We start from the raw sequence: 25,663 nt of genomic DNA on the forward strand, positions 1-25,663 counted from the left end.
GCTGGCCGCCGTCGCCTACATCAGGGCGCATGACGCAGACCTCCGGCTTCACCAGCTTCCAGCCCTCCTTGAATGAAGAAAATATCGCGCTTCTGGTGCAGACCTTTTACGGCCGCGCACGCGAGGATGATTTGCTGGGGCCGATTTTCAACGGCGCGGTGACCGATTGGGATCATCACATCGCGCAGATCAGCGATTTCTGGTCGTCGATGATGCTGAAGACCGGTCGCTACAATGGCCGGCCGATGCGTCCACATCTCGTGCTGCCGCTGACGGGCGAACATTTCGATCGCTGGCTTTTGTTGTTCGAACAGACCGCGCGCGAGATATTTCCGGCTGAAGTCACTGAGGCCTTCATGACGCGCGCGCGCCGTATCGCTGACAGTTTCGAGATGGGTGTAGCCTCGGTGCGCGGCGAGATCGTCAAGCCGCGGCATAGCGTTTAAAGCGGTAAGTATGTGATGCATAGCCGGTCTTGCGAGAGCCGGTGGTTGCGCTAGGCTGCGGCTCCAACAAACCGGGAGTCGGTCCATGAAACGTCTATCTGTTCTCGTCCTCTTGAGCCTGTTCAGTGCTGCGCCCGCAATGGCGCAATCCTGCAACGCCGTCAGCGGCGACGGCAAGCCGCTCGCAGGCGCCGCCAAGAAAAGCTTCATGAAGAAGTGCTGCGAGGACAACGCCAAGAGTGCCGAGGGCAAGCCACTGGCCGGCGCCGCCAAGACCTCATCGGTCAACAAGTGCATGAAGGGCTGAGGCTGCGGCCTCACGCATCCAGACGTGCAAAAGCCCCGCTCGCGCAGGGCTTTTCGATTCCGGGACGAAGCGATATCAATTCGTGGCCTGCGCCTCAGCTCTGCGCTTCGAGCTTGTCCTGCGTCTTCGTGTCGAAGTCGCTGGCGTCATGGCGTTCGCGCAACTGGCCGGCCGGGTCGCCCGAGGTGCGATTGACCATGCGACCGCGCTTCACGGCAGGTCGTGCCGCGATGGTCCTGGTCCAGCGCTGCAGGTTCTTGTAGCTCTGCACGTCGAGGAACGTGCCGGCATCGCCATAGATCGCGCTCTCCGCGAGGCCGCCATACCAGGGGAAAATCGCCATGTCGGCGATGCTGTAGTCCTTGCCGGCGATGAACTCGTTGTTGGCGAGTTGGCGATCGAGCACGTCGAGCTGGCGCTTGGTTTCCATCGCATAGCGGTCGATGGCGTATTCGATCTTGGTCGGTGCATAGGCATAGAAATGGCCGAAGCCGCCGCCGAGAAACGGCGCGCTGCCCATCTGCCAGAACAGCCAGGACAGGGTTTCGGCGCGCGCCTCGCCGCCCTTTGGAAGGAAGGCGCCGAATTTTTCGGCGAGATGCACCAGGATCGCGCCGGATTCGAACACGCGAAACGGCTTGTCGCCGCTGCGGTCGATCAGAGCTGGAATCTTGGAATTAGGGTTCACATCGACGAAACCCGAACCGAACTGGTTGCCGTCGATCCGGATCAGCCACGCATCGTATTCCGCGCCTGTATGGCCGGCAGCGAGCAGTTCCTCGAACATGATCGTGACCTTCTGGCCGTTCGGCGTCGCCAGCGAATAGAGCTGGAACGGATGTTTGCCGGTCGGGAGCTCCTTCTCATGGGTGGGGCCGGCGATGGGCCGGTTGGTCGAGGCAAATTTGCCGCCGTTTTCCTTGTCCCAGGTCCAGACTTTGGGAGGCGTGTAGGGGGCGTCGGTCATGTCAGGCTGGCTCCGGAAAAAGGGGAGGATTGTAATGGTCGGGGACAGGTAGGGTTGAATGCATCTGCATGCAAGGCTGCGATGCGCCTTATGGGGGAGGCCTGCCTTGCACCTGGCGATAACATGCGATGTAACGATTCAGCACCGCCGTCGCTCCCGATGGCGGGCTTCTCATGCATGCGAAGATTCCCTCCCGATGAGCGACTCCCCAGCGCAGACCGTCGGCGCACCGCCCGCCAAACGATCCTTCGCAGCGCTGCATCACCCGGGCTTTCGCGCCCAGTTCATCACCTATGTGCTGGCCATGATGGCCGACAATATAGAGCATGTGATCAGCTACTGGGTGGTGTTTCAGAAATTCCAGTCGCCCGCGCTCGGCGGTTTCGCCATCGTCTCGCACTGGCTGCCGTTCCTGTTGTTCTCGGTTACCTCAGGCGCGCTGGCGGAGCGGTTCGACCCGCGGCGCGTGATCCAGTGCGGCATGGCGCTGTTCATTCTGGCATCGCTGGGCTGGGGCTATTTCTTCGTCACCGATACCCTGCAGATGTGGCAGGCCATGGTGCTGCTGGTGATCCATGGCTGTGCCGGCGTGCTGTGGCAGACGCCGAACCAGATGCTGCTCTACGACGTCGTCGGCCCGGCGGACCTGCCGAGCGCGGTGCGTCTGAACGCCATGGCGCGCTATCTCGGCGTCATGGTCGGCCCTGCGGTCGGCGGCGTGATCCTGCTCGCGCTGGGGCCGGCCTATGGCATCATGCTCAACACCATCTTCTATCTGCCGCTGGTGCTGTGGCTGATCAATGCGCCCTATGGTCCGCGCTTTCGCACCGGCGCGCCGGCTCCGCAACGCCCCGTGCGTGGCTTTGCGGACATCGTCCAGACCATGCGTGACGTTCGCCATCGGCCGGTGATCGTGTCCATGATCGCGCTGGCCGGCGCGGCATCGTTCTTCGTCGGCAACGCATACAGCTCGCAGATGCCGAGCTTCGCCCACGATCTCGGCCACGGCGATCCCGGCATGTCCTACAGCATGCTGCTGGCGGCTGACGCAGCCGGTGGCCTGCTTGCCGGCCTCGCGCTTGAGGGCAGGCAATTGCTGGCGCCGAAGCCGCGTACAGCGATCGTTCTGGCGCTGCTCTGGTGCGGGGCGCTGGCGATCTTCGCGCTAACCGGTCACTACGCCATTGCGCTGGTGTTCCTGTTTGCGGCGGGATTCCTCGAACTGTCGTTCAACGCCATGGCGCAGAGCCTCGTGCAGCTCGATGCACCCCTCGACAAGCGCGGCCGCGTCATCGGCCTGTTCAATATGGCAAGCCTGGGTCTGCGCGCCTTCAGCGGCATCTCGGTCGGCGTCGTCGGCAGCATGATCGGTATCCACTGGTCGCTCGCGCTGTCGGCGCTGGCGACCATGATTGTTGCTGGAGGCCTGCTGGCGCTGCCCTAGCGAGGGAAAACCTCGGCTCCTACCAGTCGACGAGGCGGTCGTCGCCGCCGAATGCAGCCGGCATTGTGGCATAGTGTGGGAGGCCATCGCGAACCGGAGCGATTGCCTCGCTGCAATTGATGTGCAGGCTCGGCTTGAACGCGTCTCCGAGCAGATAGCCGTTGATGCTGCGCATGCCGATCCCGTCGAGTTCGATAATCAGCCGCGTGGCGCATTTCGCGCAACTGAGGCGCGGGGTCGTCCTCAGTGCGAACGACGTTGTATCGCCCTCAATGACTTCGACACCGTCGGCCGGATAGACGGCCTCTGCCACATAGGCCGCGCCGTGGACGGTCTGGCAGTCGGCGCAGTGGCACCAGAAATGCGCGATGGGATCGGCTGAAATCCTGAGTTTCACGGCGTTGCAGTGGCAAGCGAGTTCCATGGGCGCACCTCATCTGATGCGCAAAACTACCAGCCGACCGCAATCGCCGACAACCGCCGCGGCTTGCGACAAATCGCTCGCCGCGGCGGGTAGTCGCTATTTGCTTGTCTGCAGCGCCGCCGTCTGCCTGGCGAGCTGCTTGTCGAAATCCTGTTCGAGCGTTGCAGCGTAAGTGGCGAGCTCGCCGGGTTTAACGAAGGGGTTTGGCGCGCCGTCCTTCATCGCTGCGCGCTTGGCCTGCATGCCATAGACTTCCGGATGCGGGCCGAGCAGCACGTCGATTTTCATGGCCTTGGCCTTGGCATAGGTCGACCGATAATCGTCGACGATGCCGGCATGGGTTGGATTGCCGACTAGCCGGTTCAGCGCCACGGTGCCGCTGCAGAAGAACAGGACCTCACGGTTTTCGCTGCCGTCCTTCACAGTCATCTCCCAACTCGTACAGCCGGGCGAATGGCCGGGCGTCGCATGCGCCGTCAGCGTGGTGCCGCCGAGCGTGACCTTGTCGCCTTCGGTGACGCTGCGATCCACCTTGACTGGCGGAAAGCCGATATCGGTGTTCTTTTCATCGCCCGGATAGGTGCCACTTTCGAGCAGCGGCTTGTCCCGTAGGCCTGCGATCAGTTGCGCACCGGTGTCCTTCTTGATCTCCGCAAAACCGCCGGTATGATCGAAATGGGCGTGGCTGTTGAGGATGATCTTGATATCGATTTCCTTGAAACCGAGCTTTGCGATGTGCTCCTTGATCATCCCGGTCGATTGCGGGACGCCCGTATCCATCAAGATCAGGCCGTCGGATGTCTTGATGATATAGACCGCGATGCCATCGGTGCCGACGTAATAGATGTTGTCGATCAGCTGAAACGGCTCGAAGGGCGCGGTCCACTTGACCATGACTTGCGCCAGAAAATCCTTGACGGTCTGTGCCTGCGCGTTGCCTGCAAATAGTGCCAGAGCGCAGATGGCTCCTGCGAGCGTCTTCATGATGGCCTCCCGGTCTGATTTTATTGGTTCTTCTGAACGCCAGGATTGAAGCGCGATTTGGGCAGATCTCTCAAGCGGCATTCCTGCATGCCGGCATCGCGCATGACAGGCACGACCGGGCGAATGTTGCGTGCGCCGTTGAACCATCCCCGCCGTTTTGGGTTAGAGTTCACCCATGAAACAACTGATCTGCCCCAATTGCCAGACGCGCGTCTTCTTCGAGCAGAGCGATTGCGTGCAATGCGGCGAGGCGCTGATCTTCGACACCGCGCGGTCCAATGTCGTCAGCGCTGCGTCGGCGATGTCCTGTGCCAACCGCAATCTGATCGCCTGCAACTGGGCCACGGATGGCAGCGATCCGTTCTGTCCGTCCTGCCGGCTTACGCGGACGATTCCCAATCTGGTGTCCGATCGCAATGTCGCGCTTTGGAAGCGGGTCGAGCAGGCCAAGCGACGTCTGACCTACGATCTGATGCGGCTCAGACTGCCCCTTGCCGTGTCGAGCGGCGCGCATATCGCGTTCGACATTCTCTCGGACGAGACTGCCGGACATCCGATCATGACCGGGCATTTGTCGGGGCTGATTACGATGAACCTCTCGGAAGCTGACGATGCCGAGCGCGAGGCGCGGCGCGCGGCGTTTCGCGAACCGTATCGGACGCTGCTCGGCCATTTCCGCCACGAGGTCGGGCATTTCTACTGGGAAGCGCTGGTCGATCAGTCGCAGCTTATCAGCCCGTTCCGTCTGATCTTTGGCGATGAAACCCGCGACTATGGCGAAGCACTCGCGGCCTATCACAATCGCGCCGATCGCTTGTGGAACAGCGACGCCTTCATCAGCGAATATGCGACATCGCATCCGTGGGAAGACTGGGCCGAGACCTTTGCGCATTTCCTGCACATCGTCTCGACGCTGGACACCGCGTCGTCGCTGCCGCTGTCACTGGACGAACGCTCGCGTCATACGCTGGACGATCCCTATCTGGAGCGCGACTTCGAAGCGTTGCTGTCGCTGTGGGATGCTGTGTCCTACAGCATGAACGAACTCAATCGTTCGATGGGTATGAGCGACGCTTATCCGTTTCACCTGACGCAAGCGGTGAGGGGAAAGCTGCATTTCGTGCATCTGGCGATTTTGAAGGCCAGAAGCGAGGCTGCGTGAACCACGCCCGATTGTTTGTCTGCTATCGCGCGTATTGATAGCAGGTAATCAACTTCCAGGTCCGAAGGCCCAGTAAAGACCGAGGCCGATCAGCATGGCGGCAAAACACCAAATCAGCAGGCCCGTCGAAATCGCCTTGGCTTCCGCAGGCGTATGATTGTTGGTCGACATCTCGGTTTTCCTTGCGCTGAGGCTGCATTGTGAAGCCTGCCAAGGAAACGTGTGGAGGGCGCGGGTGTTCCAGCGCCGCTTTTGTCGTTCCCCGACACTCGAATTGGTGTGCCGGGGAACGACAAGCACTTACTGCTCCATCTTGATCCCGGCGTCCGTGATCACCTTTTTCCAGCGCGCGATTTCGTCGGTGACGAAGGCGCGGAATTCATCCGGGGTGGTGCCCATGGGGACGATGCCCTGATCGTCGAGCTTCTTCTTCAGGTCGGGATCGGTGAGGGCTTTCTTTGCCTCCGCCGCCACGCGATCCACGATCTCCTTCGGTGTGCCCGCCGGCGCGATGATGCCGGACCAGGTGCCGGAGACGAAATCCGGCACGCCGGCCTCCGCCATGGTCGGCACATCGCCGGCCGCCGGGACGCGCTCCTTGGCGGCGACGGCGAGCGCCTTGGCATTGCCGGACTTCACCTGCGACATCAGCGGGCCGATGACGTCGAACATCACATTGATCTGGCCACCGACCGTATCCTGCAGCGCGCCGGACGTGCCCTTGTAGGGGATGTGCTGCAGATTGATGCCTTCGCGGCTCTTCAGCATTTCCATGGTCAGATGCGCCGCCGAGCCGATGCCTGACGAGGCGAAATTCAGCGAGCCGGGCTTCGCCTTGGCGAGCGCGATGAACTCCTTCATGTCCTTGGCCGGCAGTGACGGCGTCGCAATCAAAATCAGCGGCGCGACCGAGGTCAGCGACACGTAAGTGAAGTCCTTCATCGCATCATAGGGAAGCTTCGGATTGAGTGTCGGATTCACTGAATGCGCCGCGATCACGGTGCCGAAGGTGTAGCCGTCGGGGGCTGCCTTGGCGACGGCGTCGGTGCCGATGGCGGCATTCGCGCCCGGCTTGTTCTCGATGACGATGGGCTGGCCCAGCGCCGCCGACATCTTTTCGGAAACGAGGCGCGCCATCAGGTCGGTATAGCCGCCCGGTGTATAGGGCACGACCATGCGGATCGGCCGGTTCGGCCAGCTCTGCGCAAAGGCAGTCTCGGCGCTGCCGGCGCAGGCGGCCATAACGGCGATCACGCTCGCGGCGCGGACGAAGCTCTTCATCATTTCATTTCCTCGACTGCCGGCGCGCTCCAAGGCGGCGGGAGCGCCAAAGCGCCTGCCTCGGATCGCAGACCGTTCTTCTTGTTGTCTGCCCGTTCTGCGCCGTGACGGATGTCGCGGGATGCAGAGTCCCGCATGCAGGCTACCGCATCGCATGGTAACGGGGAAAGTAGACGAAAGGCCGCTAACGTCTGCTGCCGCAGCGTGGAATTTGTCGATGTGAGACGCGGATGCTTGTGGCCAAGGTGCATGTGACCTCCCGTGATGACGTTGTCGATCGTTGTGATGGAGGTGAGGGGATGGGCGTGCGCCGTCCTTGCCCGCGCCTGAGCGCGTGAGTGGCAGTCCCGGTGCTCTCCCTCGAAAATGAGGGAGATGAAGCGCCGAAAGGCGCGACTTGGTAACAGTGCCGCAGCGTAGTGTCCGGATCGCCGGACAGCAGAGGCCGCGGAAACGCCTTTCGACGCTCCATCGTGGCGATTTCTGTCCCCGGGACCGTTCTTCCGGGCAAAGGCGCAGACTTCCGCAGTCCGCTTATCCCGACGGTTTCCCGCCGTTCACCAATGCCACGTCCAGCCAGCATGAGTGGCAGACCCCCGTAGTGGGGCCGGACGGTGACCCAAGGCCTCCCGAGTGCGTGAGGAAACGTCTCCCTCCCGCCCGCAGGCGCCACATCCCGCCCCGCGCCAGTCGGCGTCCCGGTAACGCTCCCTCAAGTGGAGCGGGATGGATGGGAATATATACTAGAGGGAAAATGCGTCAAGGATTATTTTCATGATCTCATGGGGCAGGTACATGGCGTAGCGTATGCACGTCGTCATGAGAATGTGATGGGAATTGTCGGGCGACTCTTCGCGATGTGATCGGTTGCGAGCTTTGTTGTTCGCGGCATCAGACCGGATGGTCACAGTTGATCGCTAGAATGGCGCGCGACGTCGACGCGTCGGCGCACTCCGACCTTGGTGCGTGCGCATCCTCAAGCCAATGAGCCCGCGATGCCGATCCAATTCCGCAAGACCTCAATCAGATCTCGCAAGCGAACACTGGGATTGGCCGCGCTTGGCCTGATCGTGGACGCGATTGTCAGCCATCCCCGCGTCGATGTGCCGGCGATGGTGAATGTTGCGATGATGTCGCGCTTTGCCGCTGCGCCTCTGATGGCGTCGCTCGGCAGTTTCTCATGGACGACCGGCACAGGTTCGAGCAACACCCTCGTGCCGACGCCGGTGATGAGCGCGGATGACGTAGCGTGGATGTGCCCGCGGGCGCATGGCAGCGCAAGTTGATCGGCAACCGGATCTCTTAAACAACAACGGCCCGGATGAAGCAGGCGCTTCATCCGGGCCGTGTTGGATCAGACGACGTGTCGGATCAGGCGACGCGCTTGATGGCGTCGCTCAGGATCGAGACGATCTCGTCGATATGGTTCTTCTCGACGGTCAGCGGCGGCGACATTGCGAAGGCATCGCCGCTCTGGCGCAGATAGAGGCCGGTGTTGAAGCAATCGACCATGACCTCGTAGCCGCGGGCACCCGGCGCGTCCTTGCGCGGGGCGAGCTCGACGGCGCCCATCAGGCCGCAATTGCGGATGTCGATCACGTTTGGCAGATCACGCAGCGCGTGCAGGCTGTCGCGCCAGTATTCGGCCATCGACGCGCCGCGGGTCAGCAGGCCTTCGTTCTTATAGATGTCGAGCGTAGCGATGCCAGCGGCGCAGGCGACCGGATGTGCCGAATAGGTGTAGCCGTGGAACAGCTCGATCTGGCCTTCCGGGCCGTTCATCAGCCCATCATAGATCTTGCGGCTGGCGAATACTGCGCCGCAGGGCACGGTGCCGTTGGTGATGCCCTTGGCGGTGGTCATGATATCCGGCGTCACGCCGAAGAATTGCGATGCGAATGGCGCGCCGAGGCGGCCGAAGCCCGTGATGACTTCGTCGAAGATCAACAGGATGCCGTGCTTGGTGCACAACTCGCGCAGGCGCTGCAGATAGCCCTTCGGCGGCGGCAGCACGCCTGTAGAGCCGGGGACCGGCTCGATGATAACGGCGGCGATGGTGTCGGCGCCATGCAGCGCGACCAGACGTTCGACGTCGTCAGCAAATTCGGCTCCGTGATCCGGCAGGTCCTTCGAGAAGGCGTTGCGTGCGAGATCGTGGGTATGGCGGATGTGGTCGACGCCCGGCAGCTGGGCCGACGAGAAGGCGCGGCGGTTATTGACCATGCCGCCGACCGACGTGCCGCCGAAGCCGACGCCGTGATAGCCGCGCTCCCGACCGATCAGGCGCGTGCGGGCGGCCTGGCCGTTGGCGCGATGATAGGCGAGTGCAATCTTCAGCGCGGTGTCGCCGGATTCAGAGCCCGAGTTCGTGAAGAAGATGCGGTCGAGGCCTTCCGGGGCGATCTCGGCGAGGCGGTTGGCAAATTCGAAGGCCAGCGGGTGGCCCATCTGGAAGGCCGGGGCGAAATCGAGGGTGGAGAGCTGCTTCTCCACGGCGCTGGCGATCTCGCGGCGGCCGTGGCCTGCATTGGTGCACCAGAGGCCGGCGGAGCCGTCGATCACCTTGCGGCCGTCTTCGGTGGTGTAATACATGCCCTGGGCCGACGCGAACATGCGCGGCGCCGCCTTGAACTGACGGTTCGCCGTAAACGGCATCCAGAACGTGTCGAGCTGCAGGCTGTTCGGAATCTGATGGACGGTCACGTCGCGCTCCCAAGGATGATGTTCAGGCTGATTTTCGCATCTGGATCATGTTCGTAACATTGCAACAAGTCCTTTTCTTGAGCTGATTAAGCTGTTGATTTTGCTGAGTGGACCGAGCCATATTTGTTCGATCCAGAACACTCGCAACAGGATTTGGGCGTGAGCATCGATCTCGGCGAACGGCTGCGCTTCGTGCGCGGGCGTCACAAGCTGTCGCAGCGTGAACTGGCCAAGCGCGCGGGCGTGACTAATTCGACGATCTCGCTGATCGAGTCCAACCAGATGAACCCGTCGGTCGGCGCGCTCAAGCGCATCCTCGACGGCATTCCCATGGGACTCGCCGAATTCTTCGCCATCGAGCCGGACCGGCCGCGCAAGGCGTTCTACCGCTCGGATGAGCTGACCGAGATCGGCAAAAAACCAATCTCCTATCGCCAGGTCGGCGACAACCTGTTCGGCCGCGCTTTGCAGATCCTGAAGGAGTGTTACGAGCCGGGCAGCGATACCGGGCGCGTGCCGCTGGTGCATGACGGCGAGGAGGGCGGCATAGTGATTTCAGGCCGGCTGGAAGTCATCGTCGATGACGAGCGCCGCATCCTCGATCCCGGCGATGCCTATTATTTCGAAAGCCGTCGCCCGCATCGCTTCCGCTGCGTCGGCAACAAAGCCTGCGAAGTCATCAGCGCCTGTACGCCACCCACGTTTTGAGGATCCAAGCCACGCTAACGGGACGTATCGATCCCTCTCATCAGCAGGTCGATACTGGCATCGGTGAAGACCGCAACGTCGATCTGCCTTCGCGTTCCAAACAACAGGGACCACACGGTCAACAGCAGCGCCGGGCTCATCACGATTTCGGTGAATGTGCTGGCCTGCGACGGGCGGAATTCGCCCGCCGCGACTCCCGCGTCGATCACCCTTCGGAACTGGTCGATGACCGGCCGCATGAACTCGTCATAATGCCGGTCGACGAGGTCGGGGAAGCGGGAGCCGTCGGCGATCAGGAAGCGGAGTGTTTCGCGGAAAGGTCTGTCTTCGGCAATCTTGCGATACACGAAGACCATGAGTGCGCGCAGGCGTGCATTGTATGATCCTTCCAGCGTCGCGGCATAGCTTTCCAGTTCGGGAAAGAACGCCTGGGACTTGTATCGGATCATCTCGTCGAACACGCGCTCCTTGGTTTCGAAATAGAAATAGATCGTGCCCTTGGTGACGGAGGCGCGGGCGGCGACATCCTCCAGCCGGGTCGCCGCATAGCCGTTTTTGGCGAACTCCTCGAAGGCCGCGTCGAGGATCTCGATCGGTCGTTCTGCTTTTCGTCGGGCGCGCTTCTTCAGCTCAGCATTCATGGGGGCAGGATAATCGATCCCCGGCAGGGCTGCTATTGACTTTTGAGTCAGTCAATAATAGTGAGTGATTGCTCACTTAACACGCGCGGTCAAATGCATAGTGCTTTCAAAATGATGTCTCCGTCGCCAGCCGATGCGGCCGGCACCGCAGATCGGCGACGCAAGCTGATCGAAACCGTGGCCACAGCGAAAGCGAAACTGATTGCCCATCAGGCGCCTGACCGGGCGAGGGCTGCATGATGAATGCGGATAGTGACGCATCGCCGCCGCGACTGTTCCGCGGTGCCCGTGTCCGGATGAGCGTTCTCGGTCGTGAGCGGCATCCCAAATACGGCGATCGCCAGGGAGTCATCGTGGGCCGCGGCTCGCCGAGCAGTTGGCGGGTCAAGTTCGACGAGCGCACGACCGTCCAGGCGATCCACCGGGACTACCTCGAACTCGTCGCCCAACCCGCGGCGGCATCCCTTCAGGTCGTCCAGCGACGCGGTTCTCTGGGCGGGGCGTCGAACCCGTGAGCGCTCTCCTGACCGAACATGTCATGCATAGCCCCCGTTGGCGGCCGTCGGTCTCGTTGCTTGTCGTTGCGGCGCTGAGCCTTCTGGTCGCCGGATGTTCGTCATTGCCACGGACGCCGTATGGCGTCGCGGATGCATCCAGTGCGCGCGTCCTCGATCTCACGGACCTGCGCCGTTATGCGGACGAACCGGCCTCGACGTTCCGAAGTGGTCAGAACCAGGTCGCGTTGCGAGGGCCTCGAACCTATCTGGCGCTGTCGGGAGGCGGGGCGGACGGCGCCTATGGCGCCGGCGTGCTCAACGGCTGGACCGAGGCAGGGACGCGCCCGTCATTCTCGATGGTATCCGGTGTGAGCACCGGCGCACTGATCGCGCCCTTCGCATTTCTCGGTCCCGACTATGACGCGACCTTGCGTGACGTCTACACCAGCGGCGTCGCCGCGAGCTTGCTCGATGCACCCAATCCGTTCAATGCGATCTTCGGTTCGGGCCTGTTCGGCAACACGCGGCTACGCGAGCTGGTGGCGAAGTATATCGACGAGACCTTCGTCGCGGCTGTTGCAGCCGAACACGCGAAGGGGCGGATGCTGTTCGTCGTCACGACCAACCTGGACTCCCAGCGCACCGCCATCTGGGACATGGGCCGGATCGCCTCGCTGCGTACGCCCGAAGCACTGAACCTGTTCCGGGATGTTGTCGCGGCTTCGGCGAGTCTGCCCGTGGTGTTTCCGCCGATGCTGGTGACCGCGGAGGCGAACGGCAAGCGCTTTGAGGAGATGCATGTCGACGGCGGCGTCACCGCGCCTGTCCTGACATTGCCGGAGGCTTTCCTGCTGCGCGATGCCACATTCGCCAGCGCAGGGAAGCTGCAACTCTACGTCCTGATCAACAACAAGATCGAACGGGAATTTCAGGTCATTCCCAATTCCACCATCGAAATCGCTGCGCGGGCGTCATCGACCGTGACGAAGATTCAGACACGCTCCATCCTCTACAGCACCTATGCCTTCGCCCGCCGCAACAAGTTCGGATTCAATCTGACCTATATCGAGGGCGATCGACCGCCATCGCCGATGTCCGGCTTCGATACCGCCTATATGCGCGCGCTGTTCCAGTACGGTTATGAGAGGGCGCGGGGCAATCGTCTCTGGTCGAAATCCCCGCCCTCCGACGATCAGGATTCCGTGGCGGCGTCACACACAGCAATCACGCGGCAGGTCGCAAGCGGCAACTGATGTGCGATGCGACTTTCAAACCCGGCACATGCGTGCTGACACAGGAGTGACCTCATGAGATTGTCCATGCTTCGCAACATCGTTTCACCGCGCCGGCTCGCGCTGGTGTCGATCCTGCTCGTCGCCGCCTCGGGTTCGGCGGCGGCGCAGTCGTTGCCGTTCACAGGCCTTACCGGATCCTGGGCAGGCGCGGGAGCGATCTCGCTGTCCGACGGATCCAAGGAGCGGCTTCGCTGCAAGGCGACATACCAGGTCAGCAATGGCGAAAGGCGGCTTCTGCAGAGCTTGCGTTGCGCGAGCGACAGCTACCGCTTCGATCTCAACAGCGACGTGGTCAGCCAGGATGGCACCATCGCCGGGACATGGAGCGAAACCAGTCGCGGAATCAGCGGCAGCATCGCGGGCAGGGAGTCCGGCGGCCTCATCTCGGCCGTCATCGACGCGCCGGGTTTCTCGGCCAGCCTGTCGCTCTCGACGCGCGGCAACAAGCAGTCTTTCTCGATATCGTCCGAAGGCGACATCCGGAACGTCACCATCAACATGAGCCGAAACTGATCCGGATCGCTGCTCCGCCATCGCAGGTGCTTCACAGGGGCACCTTGCGAGGCGAGGTGGCGTGCAAGTGCCAATGGCTCGCGGGAGGTGAGCGTCGACGAAGAACGACGCATTCTCGACCTTGGCGATGCCATTTGTTCGAAGGCCGATGTTGGCACCCGTCCGGTGCGTTGGCCCGAAACCCTGTGAGGTGATCAGAGACTGCATGCCGCCGACATTTCGAGGGCTGCCGCGCGATCGGTTAGCAGCCCTTACAAACGTTTCCGATCATCTGTTTTATTTTTCTCTCACTCTCTTCGTAAGTCCGCCCAGGTGGCCGCGCTCCAAACCGGACAGGCAACTGGATCTTTTGCAGGGCCTCGTCGTCGGCTGAAACTATCGGGAATGGTTGCAGCTTCGCCAGCCACTCCAGCAAATCCTGATCGACCTTCGGAATGCCCGTTCCCTTTTCGACTCTCGGGTTCAACAGTTTACCATCATGGTCGAGTGAGAATTTTAAGAGCACATCGATGGGCAGACGCTCACTTCGTAATTCTGTCGGGAAACCGATCGGGTGTGCAGCCACGTATGTGATGAGTTGTTTCTGGAAGAATGTTGGCTCCTTCGCCAATGCCTGCGTTCCGAGAAAGCCGATCGCCAACAGACAGCAGAACAAAAATCGCATCACGGTCTTCCAGATTTGGGGCGGGGTCCGTCGCGCTTCACGATCAGCTCGGCAGTGAATGCGGCTCGCCCTGCAGATGTGGCGGCCACGTCTCGATGCGTTCCAGAATATCGGCGAGGGTGTTGGTTTTCATGGTGTGAGGGTATCACGGCGGAGACACAACGCCACAGGATAGCCTGAAGAATCCATCCGCCCCGCTTGAATTTGAATGGCTGTCCGCGCGCCAAATCTCTATGCTGTTGGCATGTCGCGATTCATGTGTCTATCGATTGCTCTCGTCCTGTCGCTTACCTCTGCCGCTGCGCTGGCGGCGCCGGTCAAGAAGAAGCCGCAGCAATGGAAGGGCTACGGCTTCCTGCCGGGCTATCACCAGCCACTGAACAACAGCGTTCCGCTGTTCATGCAGAAGCGCGCGGACCTGCGCATGGCCAAACGCGACCGACGCCATTGGTATATCGACCGTACCCCGGTCTATTACCGCTGGTCCGACGGCGAGAAATATTATTTCGGCCGGCCCGGCTTCTATCGCGGCCAGTACAATGGCGGCAGCATGGGCCCATGCTGGACGCGAACCCCGATCGGACCGATCTGGAATTGCGGCTAGGCGAGGCGGCGCATCTCGCAGCGCCGATTCTCGTGAAAGCTTTCGGTCGACGTCGTCGCGCCCTTCGTTAAATCATCGCAGCGACTATCTGTTGCTCCGGTTCGATCGCGGCGGAGTTCAAAAGCGCCGTGAAATCAAAATCAACGAAAGCACATTTCGAGTTCCGGCCACTATCTTCGCCTGACAGGGCTTTGGTTTAGGGGCGGAGATATCAGTGGCTAAGATTTCACGACGTGACGTGTTGGCAGGTGGCGCGGCCATGCTTGGGTCGCTAGGTGCATCCGGGGGGACGTTCGGCCAGCAGCCCACTGAGAATTTCGATCTGGTGATCCGGGGCGGCGAGGTCATCGACCCCAGCCAGAATCTGCGGGGCATTCGCGATATCGGCATTCGCTTCGGGCAGGTCGCCGCCGTCGAGCCGAGCATTCCTGCGGAGCGGGCGAAACAAAGCATTGATGCCAAAGGCAAACTGGTGACGCCCGGCCTCGTTGATCTTCACACCCATGTCTATCCCTATGGTTCGGCGATCGGCATTCCGCCGGATGAGCTGGTGCCGTTCTCGGCGACGACAACCTATGTCAGCGCCGGAGATGCTGGCGCCAACACGTTCGCCGGATTCAAGCGCGACGTGGTCGGACATTCGCGCAGCCGGCTGTTTGCCTTCGTGCACATCTCGACCATCGGCCTTGCGGGCTTTCCCGTCGGCGAATTGCTGAACATCGACTATGCGAATGTCGACGCCGCGGCGCGCACCATTGCCGAAAATCCCGATCTCGTGCTCGGCGCCAAGGTGCGCGAGACGCTGGCTTTCGTCGGCAATAACGGCATCGAACCGCTGAAGCGCGCCATTCTGGCGGTCGAACGCTCGGGCACCAAGGGGCGGGTGATGTGCCATATCGGCAATGCACCGGGCGATCTGTCGGTGCTCGTCGATACGCTGCGTCCGGGCGATATCCTGACGCATCCCTACAGCGCACTCGGCAACAACACGGTGCAGAACGGCAAGGTGCTTCCTGCGCTGTTGGAAGCCAAGAAGCGCGGCGTCATCATCGATGTCGGTCATGGCGCCGGCAGCTTCGATTACGACATTGCCGAGGAGGCGATTCAGCAGGGGCTACTGTTCGATACGATTTCCAGCGACGTCCATGTGGCCGCGGCGAACACGCCCAGCCGTCCATATCTGCCCTGGGTGCTCAGCAAGTTTCTCGCGCTCGGCTTCTCGCTCGACCAGGTGATCGCGGCCGCCACGATTAAGCCGGCCAATGTCATCAACCGTGTGCCCAAGCTTGGCACGCTGCAGGTCGGCGCGCCCGCCGACGTCGCCATTCTCGAACTCGTCGAAGGTCCGGTCGAACTGCTCGACACCTCCAACAAGCCGCGCACCGGCAAAGCCTATCTGAAGGCGGTCCAGACCGTGCGCGGCGGGGTCCCGTTCGGACGGCCGTATTCTTTGCCGTTCTCGGCGAACTGACGAGGGCGGCGCGTAGCCCGGTGAGCGAAGCGTCACCCGGGGCTATGGTGGCCCGGCCATGGTGCCGCACGGCGACGTCCTGCTGGAATTTACCGCCGGCGGGGAGGGTGACGGCAATCGCCATCCGGCACGCTGGTCTGCCCTGCGTCTGCCGCGCGCTCAAGACACCTGCCACGGCTTCCGAAAAAACCGCCATCCGGTCTAGGCTCGCACCAACCGAATCTCGAATTGGACGTGCGACATGACATTGGCGATGAGCTGGGACGAATGGGCCAAACACGACGCAGTGGCGCTGGCCGCGCGCGTGCGCAAGGGCGACCTGACGCCGGCCGATCTGGCGGCGCAGGCCGCCGCAGGCATCGCCAGCACCAATCCCGCACTCGATGCGGTCGTCGAAGTGTTCGACGACGTCATCGCCGATCCTGCCAGGGACGGTATGAATGCCGAGGGCGCGTTCGCTGGCGTTCCTTACCTGATGAAGGACCTCGGCCCGACCCTGAAGGGACGGCTGCAGGAATTCGGCTCCATGATCATGCAGGGGCATCGCCCCGCGCAGGACAGCTTCCTGACCGGCAAGATCCGGGGCGCCGGGCTCAACATCATTGGCCGCAGCACCACGCCGGAATTCGGCGTCTGCAGTTCTGCCGAGAACAAGCTCTATGTTACCCGCAATCCCTGGGACACCGACTACACCACCTGTGGCTCCTCCGCCGGCTCTGCGGCGATGGTCGCGGCCGGCGTACTGCCGATCTCCCATGCCACGGATGGCGGTGGTTCGATCCGCATTCCCGCAGGTGTGAACGGCCTGATCGGCCTGAAGGTCTCGCGCGGCGTCTATTCGCTGGCGCCCGCGCTGTCGGACCTGTCGGGGCTTGTCTCGATCCAGGGCTGCGTGAGCCGCAGCGTGCGCGACACCGCAGCCTTCGTCGACAATTGCCGCGGCGGCGCACCCGGGGAATTCATGCCGTTCTGGTCGCCGGCCGAACCCTATAGCGATCTCATCAAGCGCGATCCTGGCAGACTGCGCATCGCGCTGTCGCATGAGTGGGGCGACTACAAAGCGCCGCCGCATTTCGTTGCAGAGCTGGAGCGTGTCGGCAAAATGCTCGAAGGGCTCGGCCATCACGTGGAATGGGCACTGCCGGAGGTGGATTTCCGCAACGCGTTCGCTGCGCAGACGACCTGCTACATCAGCAATTTCGCGCAGGTGATCGCCGGTCATCTTGCGCGGCTCGGTTTGGATAAACCGACCACCGATCTGCTGGAGCCGATCAACATCAAGATCTGGGAGAGCGGACTGAACACCTCCTATACCGAGCGCAATGCGATGCAGGCGGTGTTCAACACGACGTCGCGCGCTTTCGGCGCGTTCTTCGAGCGCTACGACATCATCCTGACGCCGATCACCGCCAAGCCGACGCCGAAGGTCGGCACATCTGAATATCTCACCACCAGCACCAATCCGTCGGTGCACGACTGGTTCGCCAACCTGTGGAAGAATTTCGCCTATACACCGCTCGCCAATCTGTGCGGCATCCCCGGCATCTCGCTGCCGCTGGCGGCGCAGGAGAACGGGCTGCCGCTCGGCATTCAGGCGCAGACGCGTCAGGCCAATGACGGCCTGCTGCTGCAACTGGCCGCGCAGATCGAACGGGCGATCGATGGTAAGTGGAATGGCGGTAAGCTGCCGGCAAAGCATGTGAGCCGGCAATAGGCGCGTCGGCAGACACTGTCTTCGTCACGCCAAAGTTCCGTGACGCAACGGATATCGAATGGATCGAACATGGTTTCAAGCTTACCGGCTCCCGTGTCCCAGTCGGTCGCTGCCAGGCTGACGCGAGCGGCGATATTCCTGGTCGTGACGATCAATCCCGGACCGGCGCCCGAGAAGGCGGTTCGTGGCTTGTGTGGCGACCTGTCCAGCCTGTTGCGCGGCGTGGGCTTCCGCAATCTCAACGGGCAGTTGTCCTGCATCATGGGGTTCGGCTCCGATGCCTGGAGTCGGCTGTTCGGAGCGCCGAGTCCGAAAGACCTGCATCCGTTTCGCGAAATTCGCGGCGTGCATACCGCCGTTTCGACGCCCGGCGACATCCTCTTTCACATCCGCGCGGCGAGCATGGACCTCTGTTTCGAGCTGGCGACGCACATCATGTCGCGGCTCGCCGGCGCGGTTTCGGCCGTGGATGAGGTGCATGGCTTCAAATTCTTCGACGACCGCGATCTGATCGGCTTTGTTGACGGAACTGAAAACCCTGTCGGTCAGGCCGCTGACGCGGCCACCCTTGTCGGCGATGAAGATCCCGGCTTTGCCGGGGGCAGCTACGTGATCGTGCAAAAATATCTGCACGACATCGCGCGATGGAACAAGGTGCCTGTCGAGGAACAGGAGAACATCATCGGCCGGCACAAGCTGTCCGATATCGAACAGCGCGATTCCGAGAAGAAGCCGTATGCGCATAACGTGCTGACGTCGATTGAAGAGAACGGGGAGCAGCTTCAGATCCTGCGCGACAACATGCCGTTCGGCGAGGTAGGCAAAGGCGAGTTCGGCACCTACTTCATCGGTTACGCCCGTTCGCCGCAGCGCATTGAGAAGATGCTGGAGAACATGTTCATCGGTAACCCGCCGGGCACTTACGACCGTCTGCTGGATTTCAGCCGCGCGGTGACGGGGACGCTGTTCTTCGTTCCCACAGCGACGTTCCTGGACGATGTCGATCCCGAGGCGTAATCGTGTCGGCTTATCTGTTCCCCACCTGCTGAAACAGGAGATTGTGCATGGGCGTCGATCTCTTGAATATCAAGGGGCTCAAAGGGATGGAGCATCAGGGCCCAATCGTCATGGTCAATCTGATGCGATTCCGCGAGCAATCGCTCGACGGCGACGGATCGGGCTGGGACGCCTATCTGCGTTATAGCGCGCTGACCGTGCCGATGATCAAGGCACGCGGTGGCACCTTGCTGTGGACCGGTGACGCCAAGGCCGTCGCGCTCGGCGAACCGGATCACCAACAGTGGGACTATCTGGCGCTGGTGTATTATCCCTCCGTTGCAGCCTTCATCGAGATGATGACGTCACCGGACTATGAAAATCTCTGCGACCCGCATCGAACCAATGGCTGTGCCGAGCATGTGATCATTTGCACGAGCGAGGCCTACAGCAAGTTCAAGATCGACTGAGGGGGATCCCACCGGCTTCCGGCTTATTCGAGCCACCAAACCTCATATCAGCCGGGTGGCGATGAGAACCGATATCGCGAGCAGCACCACGACGATGACCACGACGAAGGGGAGCATCGCGCGATAGGCGTCCCGCTCGTGGCCGGGGGTGCCGGCGAGATTGCAGACGATCGACATCCGCACCGGCGAGACCATGTTGAGCGATAGTGCTGCGGCATGCTGAAGCGCGACGACGGCGGCGACGTCGAGGCCGGCCTCGGTGGCGAGGCTGAGCTGCGACGGCATGAACAATCCGTTGGCAGCGTTCCCGCTATTGGCCAGCGCGCCGAACACGGCCGAGATCATCGGCGTCGCCGTCACCGACCAGACCCCGAACGTGTCGTACATGCCGCGGGCGAGGCCGCCGGCGATGCCCGAGCGCGACAGCAGTTCGGCCATCATCGAGAACACGATCACTGTGAGGACGGCGAGCCGGCCGGTCTTCCAGGCGGCTGCGATCTCCGCAGGGAAGGCCCGCTGATGGCCGTGCAGCAGGGCCGTCAGCACGGCCGCCGTGACCAGCCATGTGCCGGCGTGAAACAACGGCGCCCAGACGGGCGCGCCGGCGAAGGGTTGCATGCTCCAAGTAGTCTGGAGCAGTTGGTTGAGCGGAGGCACGAGGCGCGTCAGCGCGAGCCAGCCGATCAGCAGTGTGAATGGCAGCATGCGCCGTGCCGCAGCGGCGATCGCCGCGCGGTCCGGCTTTTCGTCGATGAGATAACGCAGCACGATGGCCGGCCCGAACGCTGCCAGCATCGCCGGCTCCGGCCCGAGAAACGCCGTCGCGACGATGGCGAGGCCGAGACTGCCGAGCAGCCAGAGCGCCTCGCTGGCCCGCTCGCGCCAGTCGGCATGGATGCCGGCGCGCTCCGCCATGCGCCAGTAGATCGGCAGCCACAGAATGTTGAACACGAGGTAGATGAGGCTGGTGCGCAGCGCGAGCGCCGTGGGATCGGTGCGCGCAAACGCGGCGCCGACCACCGCGCCGCTGCCCATGGCACCCCACACGATCATGGTCTGGCTGATCAGCGAGAAGGCGAGGAGCTCGATCGGCTTCAGGCCGAGGCGGCGGATCAGCACCATCGTTCCCATGATGCCGATGCCGAAGCCCGTCGCGGATTCGGCGAAGGGGCCGATCAGATAGCAGGCGGTGAACAGCAGGCGCCGCCGCGCTCGCGCATCCGGCAGTGACGTCTCGACCGGCATGGCTGCGTCGCCGGGGCGGATCGCCATTTGCCAGAACAGCAACCCGCCGAGAATGTAGGGCACGACGATCCAGCCGATCCATGCGCCGCGCAACAGCGCCGTTCCAGCGTCAGCGATCCCGAACAGTTGCGGGGCGGTGGCCAGCGCGACCGCAAGCGCCGTGGCGAGGCCGATGAGCGAGGCGGGGAGCGTGCCGGCCAGACCGCTGGCGATAGCGCCGATCACCGCCAGCGCGGGCAGCGCCCAGATCAGGTAAAGCACGTTCCGCCCCCAAGTTTCTCGTTGGGGGCTGGATGCGCGGGAAAGGCAGGGACGTCAACCGCGCTGCGCGCATAGGGCGCGTGCAACGTCGATCCGCTCAGCGCTTGCTGAACCGCAACGCGTTTTGCCCGACCAACCCATGGCGAGCGCTATCGAGACGCGGCCTCGCTCAATCAGCCCCGGGAGAATGGACGTGACGTCGAAAGCATTGGTGATCGCGCTGGCATTCCTGGCGTCTCCGGCATTCGCCGCCTGCAACGAGCCGGGGACCGGTACTAAAGACACGCCGATCTTTTCGCCGCCGCTCGGCGCCGTCGTCACCGGTACGGGGCGCCTGCAATTCTATTCGGCGCCAAGCGCGCATTGCGCGATGGCCGGTGTGTTTGTCGTCCCCAGGGATGATCTGGTCGCTTATGCTGAAACGCGCGACGGGTGGACCTCGGTGATGTATGCGCGTGCGACGGGCGGCGGCGTCACAGGCTGGGTCAGATCGTCCCGCCTGAGGCATACCGGCACAGTCGGACCGCAATAGGCGACGCGTCAGTTGTCGAAGCCGACGAACACCGTGGCTTCCTCGACCGACTTGCGTTCGGACACCACCGCATTGGCGGGAAAGCTGTCATCGGGCCATCCGAGCGCAATGCTTTTCATGATGACCTGATCGTCCGCAATCCCGGCATGCTCGCGCACCACCGGCGACTGCATGATGCCCTGGCTGTTGATCACCGCGCCAAGGCCGCGCGACCAGGCGGCATTGACGAGGGCGGTGGCCACGGCTCCGCAGTCGAACGGCGTATCGTCGCTGCCGTCCAGCACGCGGTCATAGGTCACGATCACGCAGACCGGCGCGTCGAACTGACGGAAGCCGCGCAGCACCCAGTCCTGCCGCATCTCCTTGTCGTCCCTGGCGATCCCCATGGCCGAGAACAACTGCTTGGCGACGCCGACCTGCCGGTCGCGGTGATGACCTGCAAACGCGTGACCGGTGCGGAATTCGCGCGATTGCGGGATGCCTGCGATCATCCGTTCGGTATTGCCGGCGCGGATCCTGTCGAGCGGTTCGCCAGTGACGACATAGAAATTCCACGGCTGGGTGTTCATCGACGACGGCGCGCGCATCGCCAGATTGATGATTTCCTCGATCAGCTTCTTGGGGACCGGATCGGGTTTGTAGCCGCGGATGCTGCGGCGACCGAGAATGACGTCATCGAACTTCATAGGTGTGGTGGCTCCCTGGGGCGTTTTTGAATTGGGCCGGATATTCCCGGTTTCCTGACCCGTGTGCAAGATTGACGTGAGGGGCAGAAGGCGGTCGCCGCTCAGTTGCAGGGCGGAATAGCGAAGCGTATTCCGCCGCGCAAACATCTCGATGGCGGCGGATTACGCTTCGCTAATCCGCCCTGCGATTGCTAGTGTCGTTGTTCAATCCCATCATGCCGGGCCGAGGGCGATGAACACACGCAGCGATCATCTTGAGAAGCCAATGACGTTCGACGGCGTGACGCTCACGCCGCAGAAGGAGGTGGTCCGTGCCTTCTACAAGGATATGTGGGACCATGCCGACGTGACTTTGATCCCGCAAATTTTCCATGAGGATTTCACCTTCAGGGGATCGCTCGGACCGGTGCTGGTCGGACATGCTCAGTTCGCCGACTATGTCCGCTGGGTCACCGGCGCGCTGCAGAATTACACGACGGACATTCTCCTGATGATCGAGGAGGGCAATCGCGTTTCCGGCAAGGTCTACTTCCATGGCCTTCAACGCGAAGCGATGTTCGGCAATCCGCCGACAGGAAAGCTCGTTGGTTGGCTTGGAGCGCCGATCTTTTCGTTCGACGGGCCGAAGGTGCGCGACCTCTGGGTGCTCGGTGACATCTACGGCCTGCTCGGACAGATCAGGGCAGACGGCATGCAGGGCAACGAATTTTCCACGTCTCGTTGAGATTGGCCGAAGCGAGCCCAACCCATCCGATTGAGTTCCTCGTCCCGCAGTGACGCCCCGCGATCATGACCACGTGGCCAGACGTCGCGCTTGCCACATTTGCGATCTGGTTGCTCGTTAACGTGGTAACACGCGGGCAATAGGTACCCTGCGCATAACCATGCGTTGTTATATTGTTGCGCATCGACATGAATCGCCGATCCGTGCTACCTCGCTCGCAGAGTTTGAAAGAGAAGCTGAAAGTGACGATTTTCGCCCGCATCTTCCGCCATGGCCTGCTGCGCATCTCGCGCAAGGCGTTGGTGATGGTCGTGCTGGCGACGTATATCTTCGCCGGTGCCATGCACGGTCTATGCGAACTCGATGTGACCAATCCGTCCGGAGCGACGACCGTCTCGCTTGCGGAGAAGGCGATCGGCCATTCCGACAAGGGAGTTGTCGCGGACAATCACTGCCACGGCTGCTTCTCCATGACAGCACAGCCGCTTGTCTTTGCGGCGATGCCCGTCTCCATCGAGACCCGTACTGCGGTTTTCCATGATGTCGAGCGTCGCAGCCTGCCGCGCGGGATCGATCCTCCCCCACCCAAATTCCTGACCTGACCGTCATCGCCGGGCGCATCGCGCCCAGACTCCGTCATTCGTCAGGTTTCCATCATGTTCTCGAAGATCGCCACGCGTATTGCGTGCGCGGCTGTGCTGTTCGTCAGTTCGTCGCTGACGGGGGTAGCTCATTCGCAAACCCTCACCATGGGGGCTGCGCTTCAACGCGCGCTCGCCACCAGTCCGCGTCTGACAGCCGCCGAACGTGACGTCGGGATCGCGCGCGGTCAGCGCATCCAGTCCGGCGCGCTGATCAATCCGGAGATTTCGTACGAGCAGGACAATTCGTTCGGTTCGGGCGCCTACAAGGGAACCCGCTCGGCGGAGACCACGCTGCAGGTCAGCCAGATGTTCGAGCTGTGGGGCAAGCGCGATGCGCGCATTGCCGCCGGTCAGGCGGGCCTCGACGCCGCGGGCATCGGACGCTTGGCCGTCCGCCTCGAAGTGCTGTCAGAGACCGCGATCGCCTTCGTGAGCGTGCTCGGCCTGCAGCGGCGGATCCAGATCCTCGACGAACAGATCGAGGCGATAGACAAGATCTCGCCGCTGTTGCAGCGGCGCGTCGAAGCTGGCGCCTCATCCATCGCAGAGACCGGACGCGCCGAGGTCGCATCGGCACTGGTCAAGGCTGACCGTGAGCGCACCAGGTCGTCTCTCGCGAGCGCGCGCCGTGAACTGGCGATCCTGATGGGCGATAGCGCGCCGAAATTCGCGGCTGTCTCCGGACGGCTGGAAGCGACCGGCAAGCCGCCGACCTTCCAGTCCGTCGTCGCGGCGATCGATGCCAACCCACAGCTCGTCCGCTGGAAGGCGATCTACTCGCAGCGCAACGCCGAACTGCTGCTCGCCCGGTTGAAGCCCTATCCGGACGTCACGGTATCCGCCGGATGGCGCCGCTTTAGTGAGACCGGCGACAACGCGGTTCGGCTTTCACTGTCGGTGCCGATCCCGGTATTCGACCAGAACCAGGGCAACATCCTCTCCGCGCAGGAAAGCCTCGCCAAGACCGCCGCCGAACGCCAGGGCAACCGCAACATGCTGATCGTGGTGGCGGGCCGCGCCTACGACTCGCTGCAGGGCTCGCTGCGCGAACTCACCATCCTGCGCGAGACCGCGATTCCCAAGTCCAGGGACGCGGCAGACGCGATTTCCGAAGGCTACGGGCAGGGACGTTACTCGCTGCTCGAAGTGCTCGACGCGCAGGCCAGTGTCGCGCAGGCGCGCCTGCGCGAACAGGAAGCCCAGCAGAATTTCCACGTCGCCGTCGCCACCATCGAGGGGCTGGTCGGCAATCCGTTTGCACTGGCGCGGGGGAGCGCACGATGAACAAGCCAATCATGGTCCTGGTGAGTGCCGCCGCGATCTTCGCGCTCGGCGCCGGCGTCTATGCCACCGCCCCGAGCAAGTCCGACACGCAGACCGCGGCCGCCTCCAAGGCCGCCAGGCAGGGCGTCAAGGCCAAGGGCGAAAAGGGCCACGACGAGAAAGGCCACGGTGAAGAGGGCGTCGTGGAAATGAGTGACGCGCGCGTCGCCTCGTCGAACATCGAAATCCTCTCCGCCAGAAACGAGACGCTGCACGACTCTCTGGTGCTGAACGGCATCCTTCAGCCCAATCAGGAAACGCTGGTGCAGGTGACCCCGCGCTTTCCAGGCGTCGTGCGCGAGATCAAGAAGCGCATTGGCGATACCGTCGAGAAGGGCGAACTCCTCGCGAAGATCGAGAGCAACCAGAGCCTGAGCGTCTATGAGATGCGGGCGCCGATCTCCGGGACGGTGATCGACCGCCAGATCTCGCTCGGCGAATATGCCTCCGAGCAGAAGCCGGCCTTCATCGTCGCCGACATCTCGACGGTCTGGGTGGATCTGTCCGTCTACCGCCGCAACCTGCCGCGTGTCCGGATCGGCGACAAGATCCTGATCGATGTCGGCGATGGCGGAAAGCTGATCGAGGCCAGCCTGTCCTACATCTCACCCGTTGGCAGCAGCGACACGCAGAGCGCACTCGCGCGCGCCGTTGTGCCGAATATCGACATGCGCCTGCGCACGGGCCTGTTCGTCTCGGCACGCCTGATCCTGTCAGCCAAGCCGGTCGCGATCGCCGTTCGGGCGTCGGCGATTCAGACGGTCGAGAACCGCAGCGTCGTGTTCGTCCGCAGCGGCGACAAGTTCGAGGCGCGTGACGTCGAACTCGGTGCGCGCGATTCCGACAATGTCGAGATCCTGTTCGGACTGCTCGATGGCGACAAATACGCGGCGAAGAACAGCTTCATCGTGAAAGCGGAGCTCGGAAAGGGATCGGCGTCCCATGAACATTGAGTTC

At 62.5% G+C, this 25,663-nt stretch carries 29 protein-coding genes; 19 read left to right on the plus strand and 10 right to left on the minus strand.

Annotation, left to right across the window (positions count from 1 at the left end; translation table 11 throughout):
- Nucleotides 1–29 precede the first annotated feature (29 nt).
- Both AB8A38_RS03725 and AB8A38_RS03730 read left to right on the plus strand, forming a co-directional pair.
- A complete protein-coding gene (locus AB8A38_RS03725) occupies nt 30–446 on the plus strand; it encodes a group III truncated hemoglobin (RefSeq protein WP_439085019.1) in 417 nt (138 codons plus the stop codon).
- A gap of 85 nt (nt 447–531) precedes the next feature.
- The gene (locus AB8A38_RS03730; RefSeq protein ID WP_093758344.1) at nt 532–753 is read left to right on the plus strand and encodes a hypothetical protein; all 222 of its coding nucleotides are present in this window, start codon (nt 532–534) and stop codon (nt 751–753) included.
- A 94-nt stretch (nt 754–847) separates the two neighbouring features.
- Here AB8A38_RS03730 and yghU read toward each other — a convergent pair whose 3' ends face one another.
- Complete coding sequence (yghU, locus tag AB8A38_RS03735) at nt 848–1,720, minus strand: glutathione-dependent disulfide-bond oxidoreductase (protein WP_439085020.1); 873 nt, start codon at nt 1,718–1,720, stop codon at nt 848–850.
- A 196-nt stretch (nt 1,721–1,916) separates the two neighbouring features.
- Between yghU and AB8A38_RS03740 the strand changes: the two genes are divergently transcribed.
- Nucleotides 1,917–3,164, plus strand: coding sequence for an MFS transporter (locus AB8A38_RS03740; RefSeq protein WP_439085021.1), 1,248 nt, complete (start codon nt 1,917–1,919; stop codon nt 3,162–3,164).
- 19 nt (nt 3,165–3,183) lie between these two features.
- Here the strand turns inward: AB8A38_RS03740 and AB8A38_RS03745 are convergent, their stop codons facing one another.
- Both AB8A38_RS03745 and blaBJP read right to left on the minus strand, forming a co-directional pair.
- Nucleotides 3,184–3,588 (minus strand): GFA family protein, encoded by a 405-nt coding sequence (locus tag AB8A38_RS03745; RefSeq protein ID WP_439085022.1) that lies wholly within the window; start codon nt 3,586–3,588, stop codon nt 3,184–3,186.
- A 96-nt stretch (nt 3,589–3,684) separates the two neighbouring features.
- Nucleotides 3,685–4,572 carry a BJP family subclass B3 metallo-beta-lactamase gene (blaBJP, locus tag AB8A38_RS03750; protein ID WP_439085023.1) on the minus strand — a complete coding sequence of 296 codons (888 nt, stop codon included), beginning with the start codon at nt 4,570–4,572 and terminating at the stop codon, nt 3,685–3,687.
- 175 nt (nt 4,573–4,747) lie between these two features.
- Between blaBJP and AB8A38_RS03755 the strand changes: the two genes are divergently transcribed.
- Nucleotides 4,748–5,734 carry a zinc-binding metallopeptidase family protein gene (locus tag AB8A38_RS03755; protein ID WP_439085024.1) on the plus strand — a complete coding sequence of 329 codons (987 nt, stop codon included), beginning with the start codon at nt 4,748–4,750 and terminating at the stop codon, nt 5,732–5,734.
- Nucleotides 5,735–5,782: 48 nt separating this feature from the next.
- Here the strand turns inward: AB8A38_RS03755 and AB8A38_RS03760 are convergent, their stop codons facing one another.
- On the minus strand, nt 5,783–5,905 hold the full coding sequence (locus AB8A38_RS03760) for a hypothetical protein (protein ID WP_439085025.1): 123 nt from the start codon (nt 5,903–5,905) through the stop codon (nt 5,783–5,785).
- A 129-nt stretch (nt 5,906–6,034) separates the two neighbouring features.
- Nucleotides 6,035–7,015, minus strand: coding sequence for a Bug family tripartite tricarboxylate transporter substrate binding protein (locus tag AB8A38_RS03765; RefSeq protein WP_231080515.1), 981 nt, complete (start codon nt 7,013–7,015; stop codon nt 6,035–6,037).
- A 995-nt stretch (nt 7,016–8,010) separates the two neighbouring features.
- On the opposite strand from AB8A38_RS03765, the gene AB8A38_RS03770 reads away from it, so the two are divergent.
- Nucleotides 8,011–8,301, plus strand: coding sequence for a hypothetical protein (locus AB8A38_RS03770; RefSeq protein ID WP_439085026.1), 291 nt, complete (start codon nt 8,011–8,013; stop codon nt 8,299–8,301).
- An 85-nt stretch (nt 8,302–8,386) separates the two neighbouring features.
- On the opposite strand, the gene AB8A38_RS03775 is transcribed toward AB8A38_RS03770, so the two are convergent.
- Nucleotides 8,387–9,718, minus strand: coding sequence for an aspartate aminotransferase family protein (locus tag AB8A38_RS03775; RefSeq protein WP_439085027.1), 1,332 nt, complete (start codon nt 9,716–9,718; stop codon nt 8,387–8,389).
- 159 nt (nt 9,719–9,877) lie between these two features.
- On the opposite strand from AB8A38_RS03775, the gene AB8A38_RS03780 reads away from it, so the two are divergent.
- Nucleotides 9,878–10,426 (plus strand): cupin domain-containing protein, encoded by a 549-nt coding sequence (locus AB8A38_RS03780; protein WP_092143706.1) that lies wholly within the window; start codon nt 9,878–9,880, stop codon nt 10,424–10,426.
- Nucleotides 10,427–10,440: 14 nt separating this feature from the next.
- Here the strand turns inward: AB8A38_RS03780 and AB8A38_RS03785 are convergent, their stop codons facing one another.
- A complete protein-coding gene (locus AB8A38_RS03785; RefSeq protein ID WP_439085028.1) occupies nt 10,441–11,067 on the minus strand; it encodes a TetR/AcrR family transcriptional regulator in 627 nt (208 codons plus the stop codon).
- 236 nt (nt 11,068–11,303) lie between these two features.
- Here AB8A38_RS03785 and AB8A38_RS03790 point away from each other — a divergent pair, with 236 nt between their 5' ends.
- Genes AB8A38_RS03790 through AB8A38_RS03800 form a run of 3 tightly spaced genes read left to right on the plus strand, consistent with a single transcriptional unit; the run spans nt 11,304 to nt 13,372 of the window.
- Nucleotides 11,304–11,582: a hypothetical protein gene (locus tag AB8A38_RS03790; protein ID WP_439085029.1), complete on the plus strand. Its 279-nt coding sequence runs from the start codon at nt 11,304–11,306 to the stop codon at nt 11,580–11,582.
- A gap of 23 nt (nt 11,583–11,605) precedes the next feature.
- Nucleotides 11,606–12,817 (plus strand): patatin-like phospholipase family protein, encoded by a 1,212-nt coding sequence (locus AB8A38_RS03795; protein WP_439085030.1) that lies wholly within the window; start codon nt 11,606–11,608, stop codon nt 12,815–12,817.
- 54 nt (nt 12,818–12,871) lie between these two features.
- Nucleotides 12,872–13,372: a hypothetical protein gene (locus tag AB8A38_RS03800; RefSeq protein ID WP_315842402.1), complete on the plus strand. Its 501-nt coding sequence runs from the start codon at nt 12,872–12,874 to the stop codon at nt 13,370–13,372.
- Between the two features lie 241 nt (nt 13,373–13,613).
- On the opposite strand, the gene AB8A38_RS03805 is transcribed toward AB8A38_RS03800, so the two are convergent.
- Nucleotides 13,614–14,036: an energy transducer TonB family protein gene (locus AB8A38_RS03805; protein WP_439085031.1), complete on the minus strand. Its 423-nt coding sequence runs from the start codon at nt 14,034–14,036 to the stop codon at nt 13,614–13,616.
- 244 nt (nt 14,037–14,280) lie between these two features.
- Between AB8A38_RS03805 and AB8A38_RS03810 the strand changes: the two genes are divergently transcribed.
- The 5 genes from AB8A38_RS03810 to AB8A38_RS03830 all read left to right on the plus strand — a co-directional run bounded on the left by AB8A38_RS03810 (nt 14,281) and on the right by AB8A38_RS03830 (nt 19,291).
- Nucleotides 14,281–14,640: a hypothetical protein gene (locus AB8A38_RS03810; RefSeq protein ID WP_089264657.1), complete on the plus strand. Its 360-nt coding sequence runs from the start codon at nt 14,281–14,283 to the stop codon at nt 14,638–14,640.
- A gap of 214 nt (nt 14,641–14,854) precedes the next feature.
- Complete coding sequence (locus AB8A38_RS03815; protein WP_439085032.1) at nt 14,855–16,111, plus strand: amidohydrolase family protein; 1,257 nt, start codon at nt 14,855–14,857, stop codon at nt 16,109–16,111.
- A 241-nt stretch (nt 16,112–16,352) separates the two neighbouring features.
- Nucleotides 16,353–17,825, plus strand: coding sequence for an amidase (locus tag AB8A38_RS03820; RefSeq protein ID WP_439085033.1), 1,473 nt, complete (start codon nt 16,353–16,355; stop codon nt 17,823–17,825).
- A 69-nt stretch (nt 17,826–17,894) separates the two neighbouring features.
- Complete coding sequence (locus AB8A38_RS03825) at nt 17,895–18,842, plus strand: Dyp-type peroxidase (protein ID WP_439085034.1); 948 nt, start codon at nt 17,895–17,897, stop codon at nt 18,840–18,842.
- 47 nt (nt 18,843–18,889) lie between these two features.
- A complete protein-coding gene (locus AB8A38_RS03830) occupies nt 18,890–19,291 on the plus strand; it encodes a DUF1330 domain-containing protein (RefSeq protein ID WP_439085035.1) in 402 nt (133 codons plus the stop codon).
- Nucleotides 19,292–19,333: 42 nt separating this feature from the next.
- Here the strand turns inward: AB8A38_RS03830 and AB8A38_RS03835 are convergent, their stop codons facing one another.
- Nucleotides 19,334–20,797, minus strand: coding sequence for an L-lactate permease (locus AB8A38_RS03835; protein ID WP_439085036.1), 1,464 nt, complete (start codon nt 20,795–20,797; stop codon nt 19,334–19,336).
- Between the two features lie 193 nt (nt 20,798–20,990).
- Between AB8A38_RS03835 and AB8A38_RS03840 the strand changes: the two genes are divergently transcribed.
- Nucleotides 20,991–21,329, plus strand: coding sequence for a hypothetical protein (locus AB8A38_RS03840; RefSeq protein WP_439085037.1), 339 nt, complete (start codon nt 20,991–20,993; stop codon nt 21,327–21,329).
- Between the two features lie 8 nt (nt 21,330–21,337).
- Here AB8A38_RS03840 and AB8A38_RS03845 read toward each other — a convergent pair whose 3' ends face one another.
- Nucleotides 21,338–22,015, minus strand: a complete 678-nt coding sequence (locus AB8A38_RS03845; RefSeq protein WP_093758363.1) for a nitroreductase — start codon at nt 22,013–22,015, stop codon at nt 21,338–21,340.
- 265 nt (nt 22,016–22,280) lie between these two features.
- On the opposite strand from AB8A38_RS03845, the gene AB8A38_RS03850 reads away from it, so the two are divergent.
- The 4 genes from AB8A38_RS03850 (at nt 22,281) to ihpB (ending at nt 25,659) form a co-directional block, all read left to right on the plus strand.
- Nucleotides 22,281–22,739, plus strand: a complete 459-nt coding sequence (locus tag AB8A38_RS03850) for an ester cyclase (RefSeq protein ID WP_439085038.1) — start codon at nt 22,281–22,283, stop codon at nt 22,737–22,739.
- Between the two features lie 242 nt (nt 22,740–22,981).
- The gene (locus tag AB8A38_RS03855) at nt 22,982–23,341 is read left to right on the plus strand and encodes a hypothetical protein (RefSeq protein WP_439085039.1); all 360 of its coding nucleotides are present in this window, start codon (nt 22,982–22,984) and stop codon (nt 23,339–23,341) included.
- A 54-nt stretch (nt 23,342–23,395) separates the two neighbouring features.
- Nucleotides 23,396–24,667, plus strand: coding sequence for a divalent metal ion exporter subunit IhpA (gene ihpA, locus AB8A38_RS03860; protein ID WP_439085040.1), 1,272 nt, complete (start codon nt 23,396–23,398; stop codon nt 24,665–24,667).
- The gene (gene ihpB / locus AB8A38_RS03865) at nt 24,664–25,659 is read left to right on the plus strand and encodes a divalent metal ion exporter adaptor subunit IhpB (RefSeq protein ID WP_439085041.1); all 996 of its coding nucleotides are present in this window, start codon (nt 24,664–24,666) and stop codon (nt 25,657–25,659) included. The genes ihpA and ihpB overlap by 4 nt, the downstream gene beginning before the upstream one ends.
- The last annotated feature ends 4 nt before the right edge of the window (nt 25,660–25,663 follow it).

The organism is Tardiphaga sp. 839_C3_N1_4 (genome assembly GCF_051811045.1).
GTDB lineage: Bacteria > Pseudomonadota > Alphaproteobacteria > Rhizobiales > Xanthobacteraceae > Tardiphaga.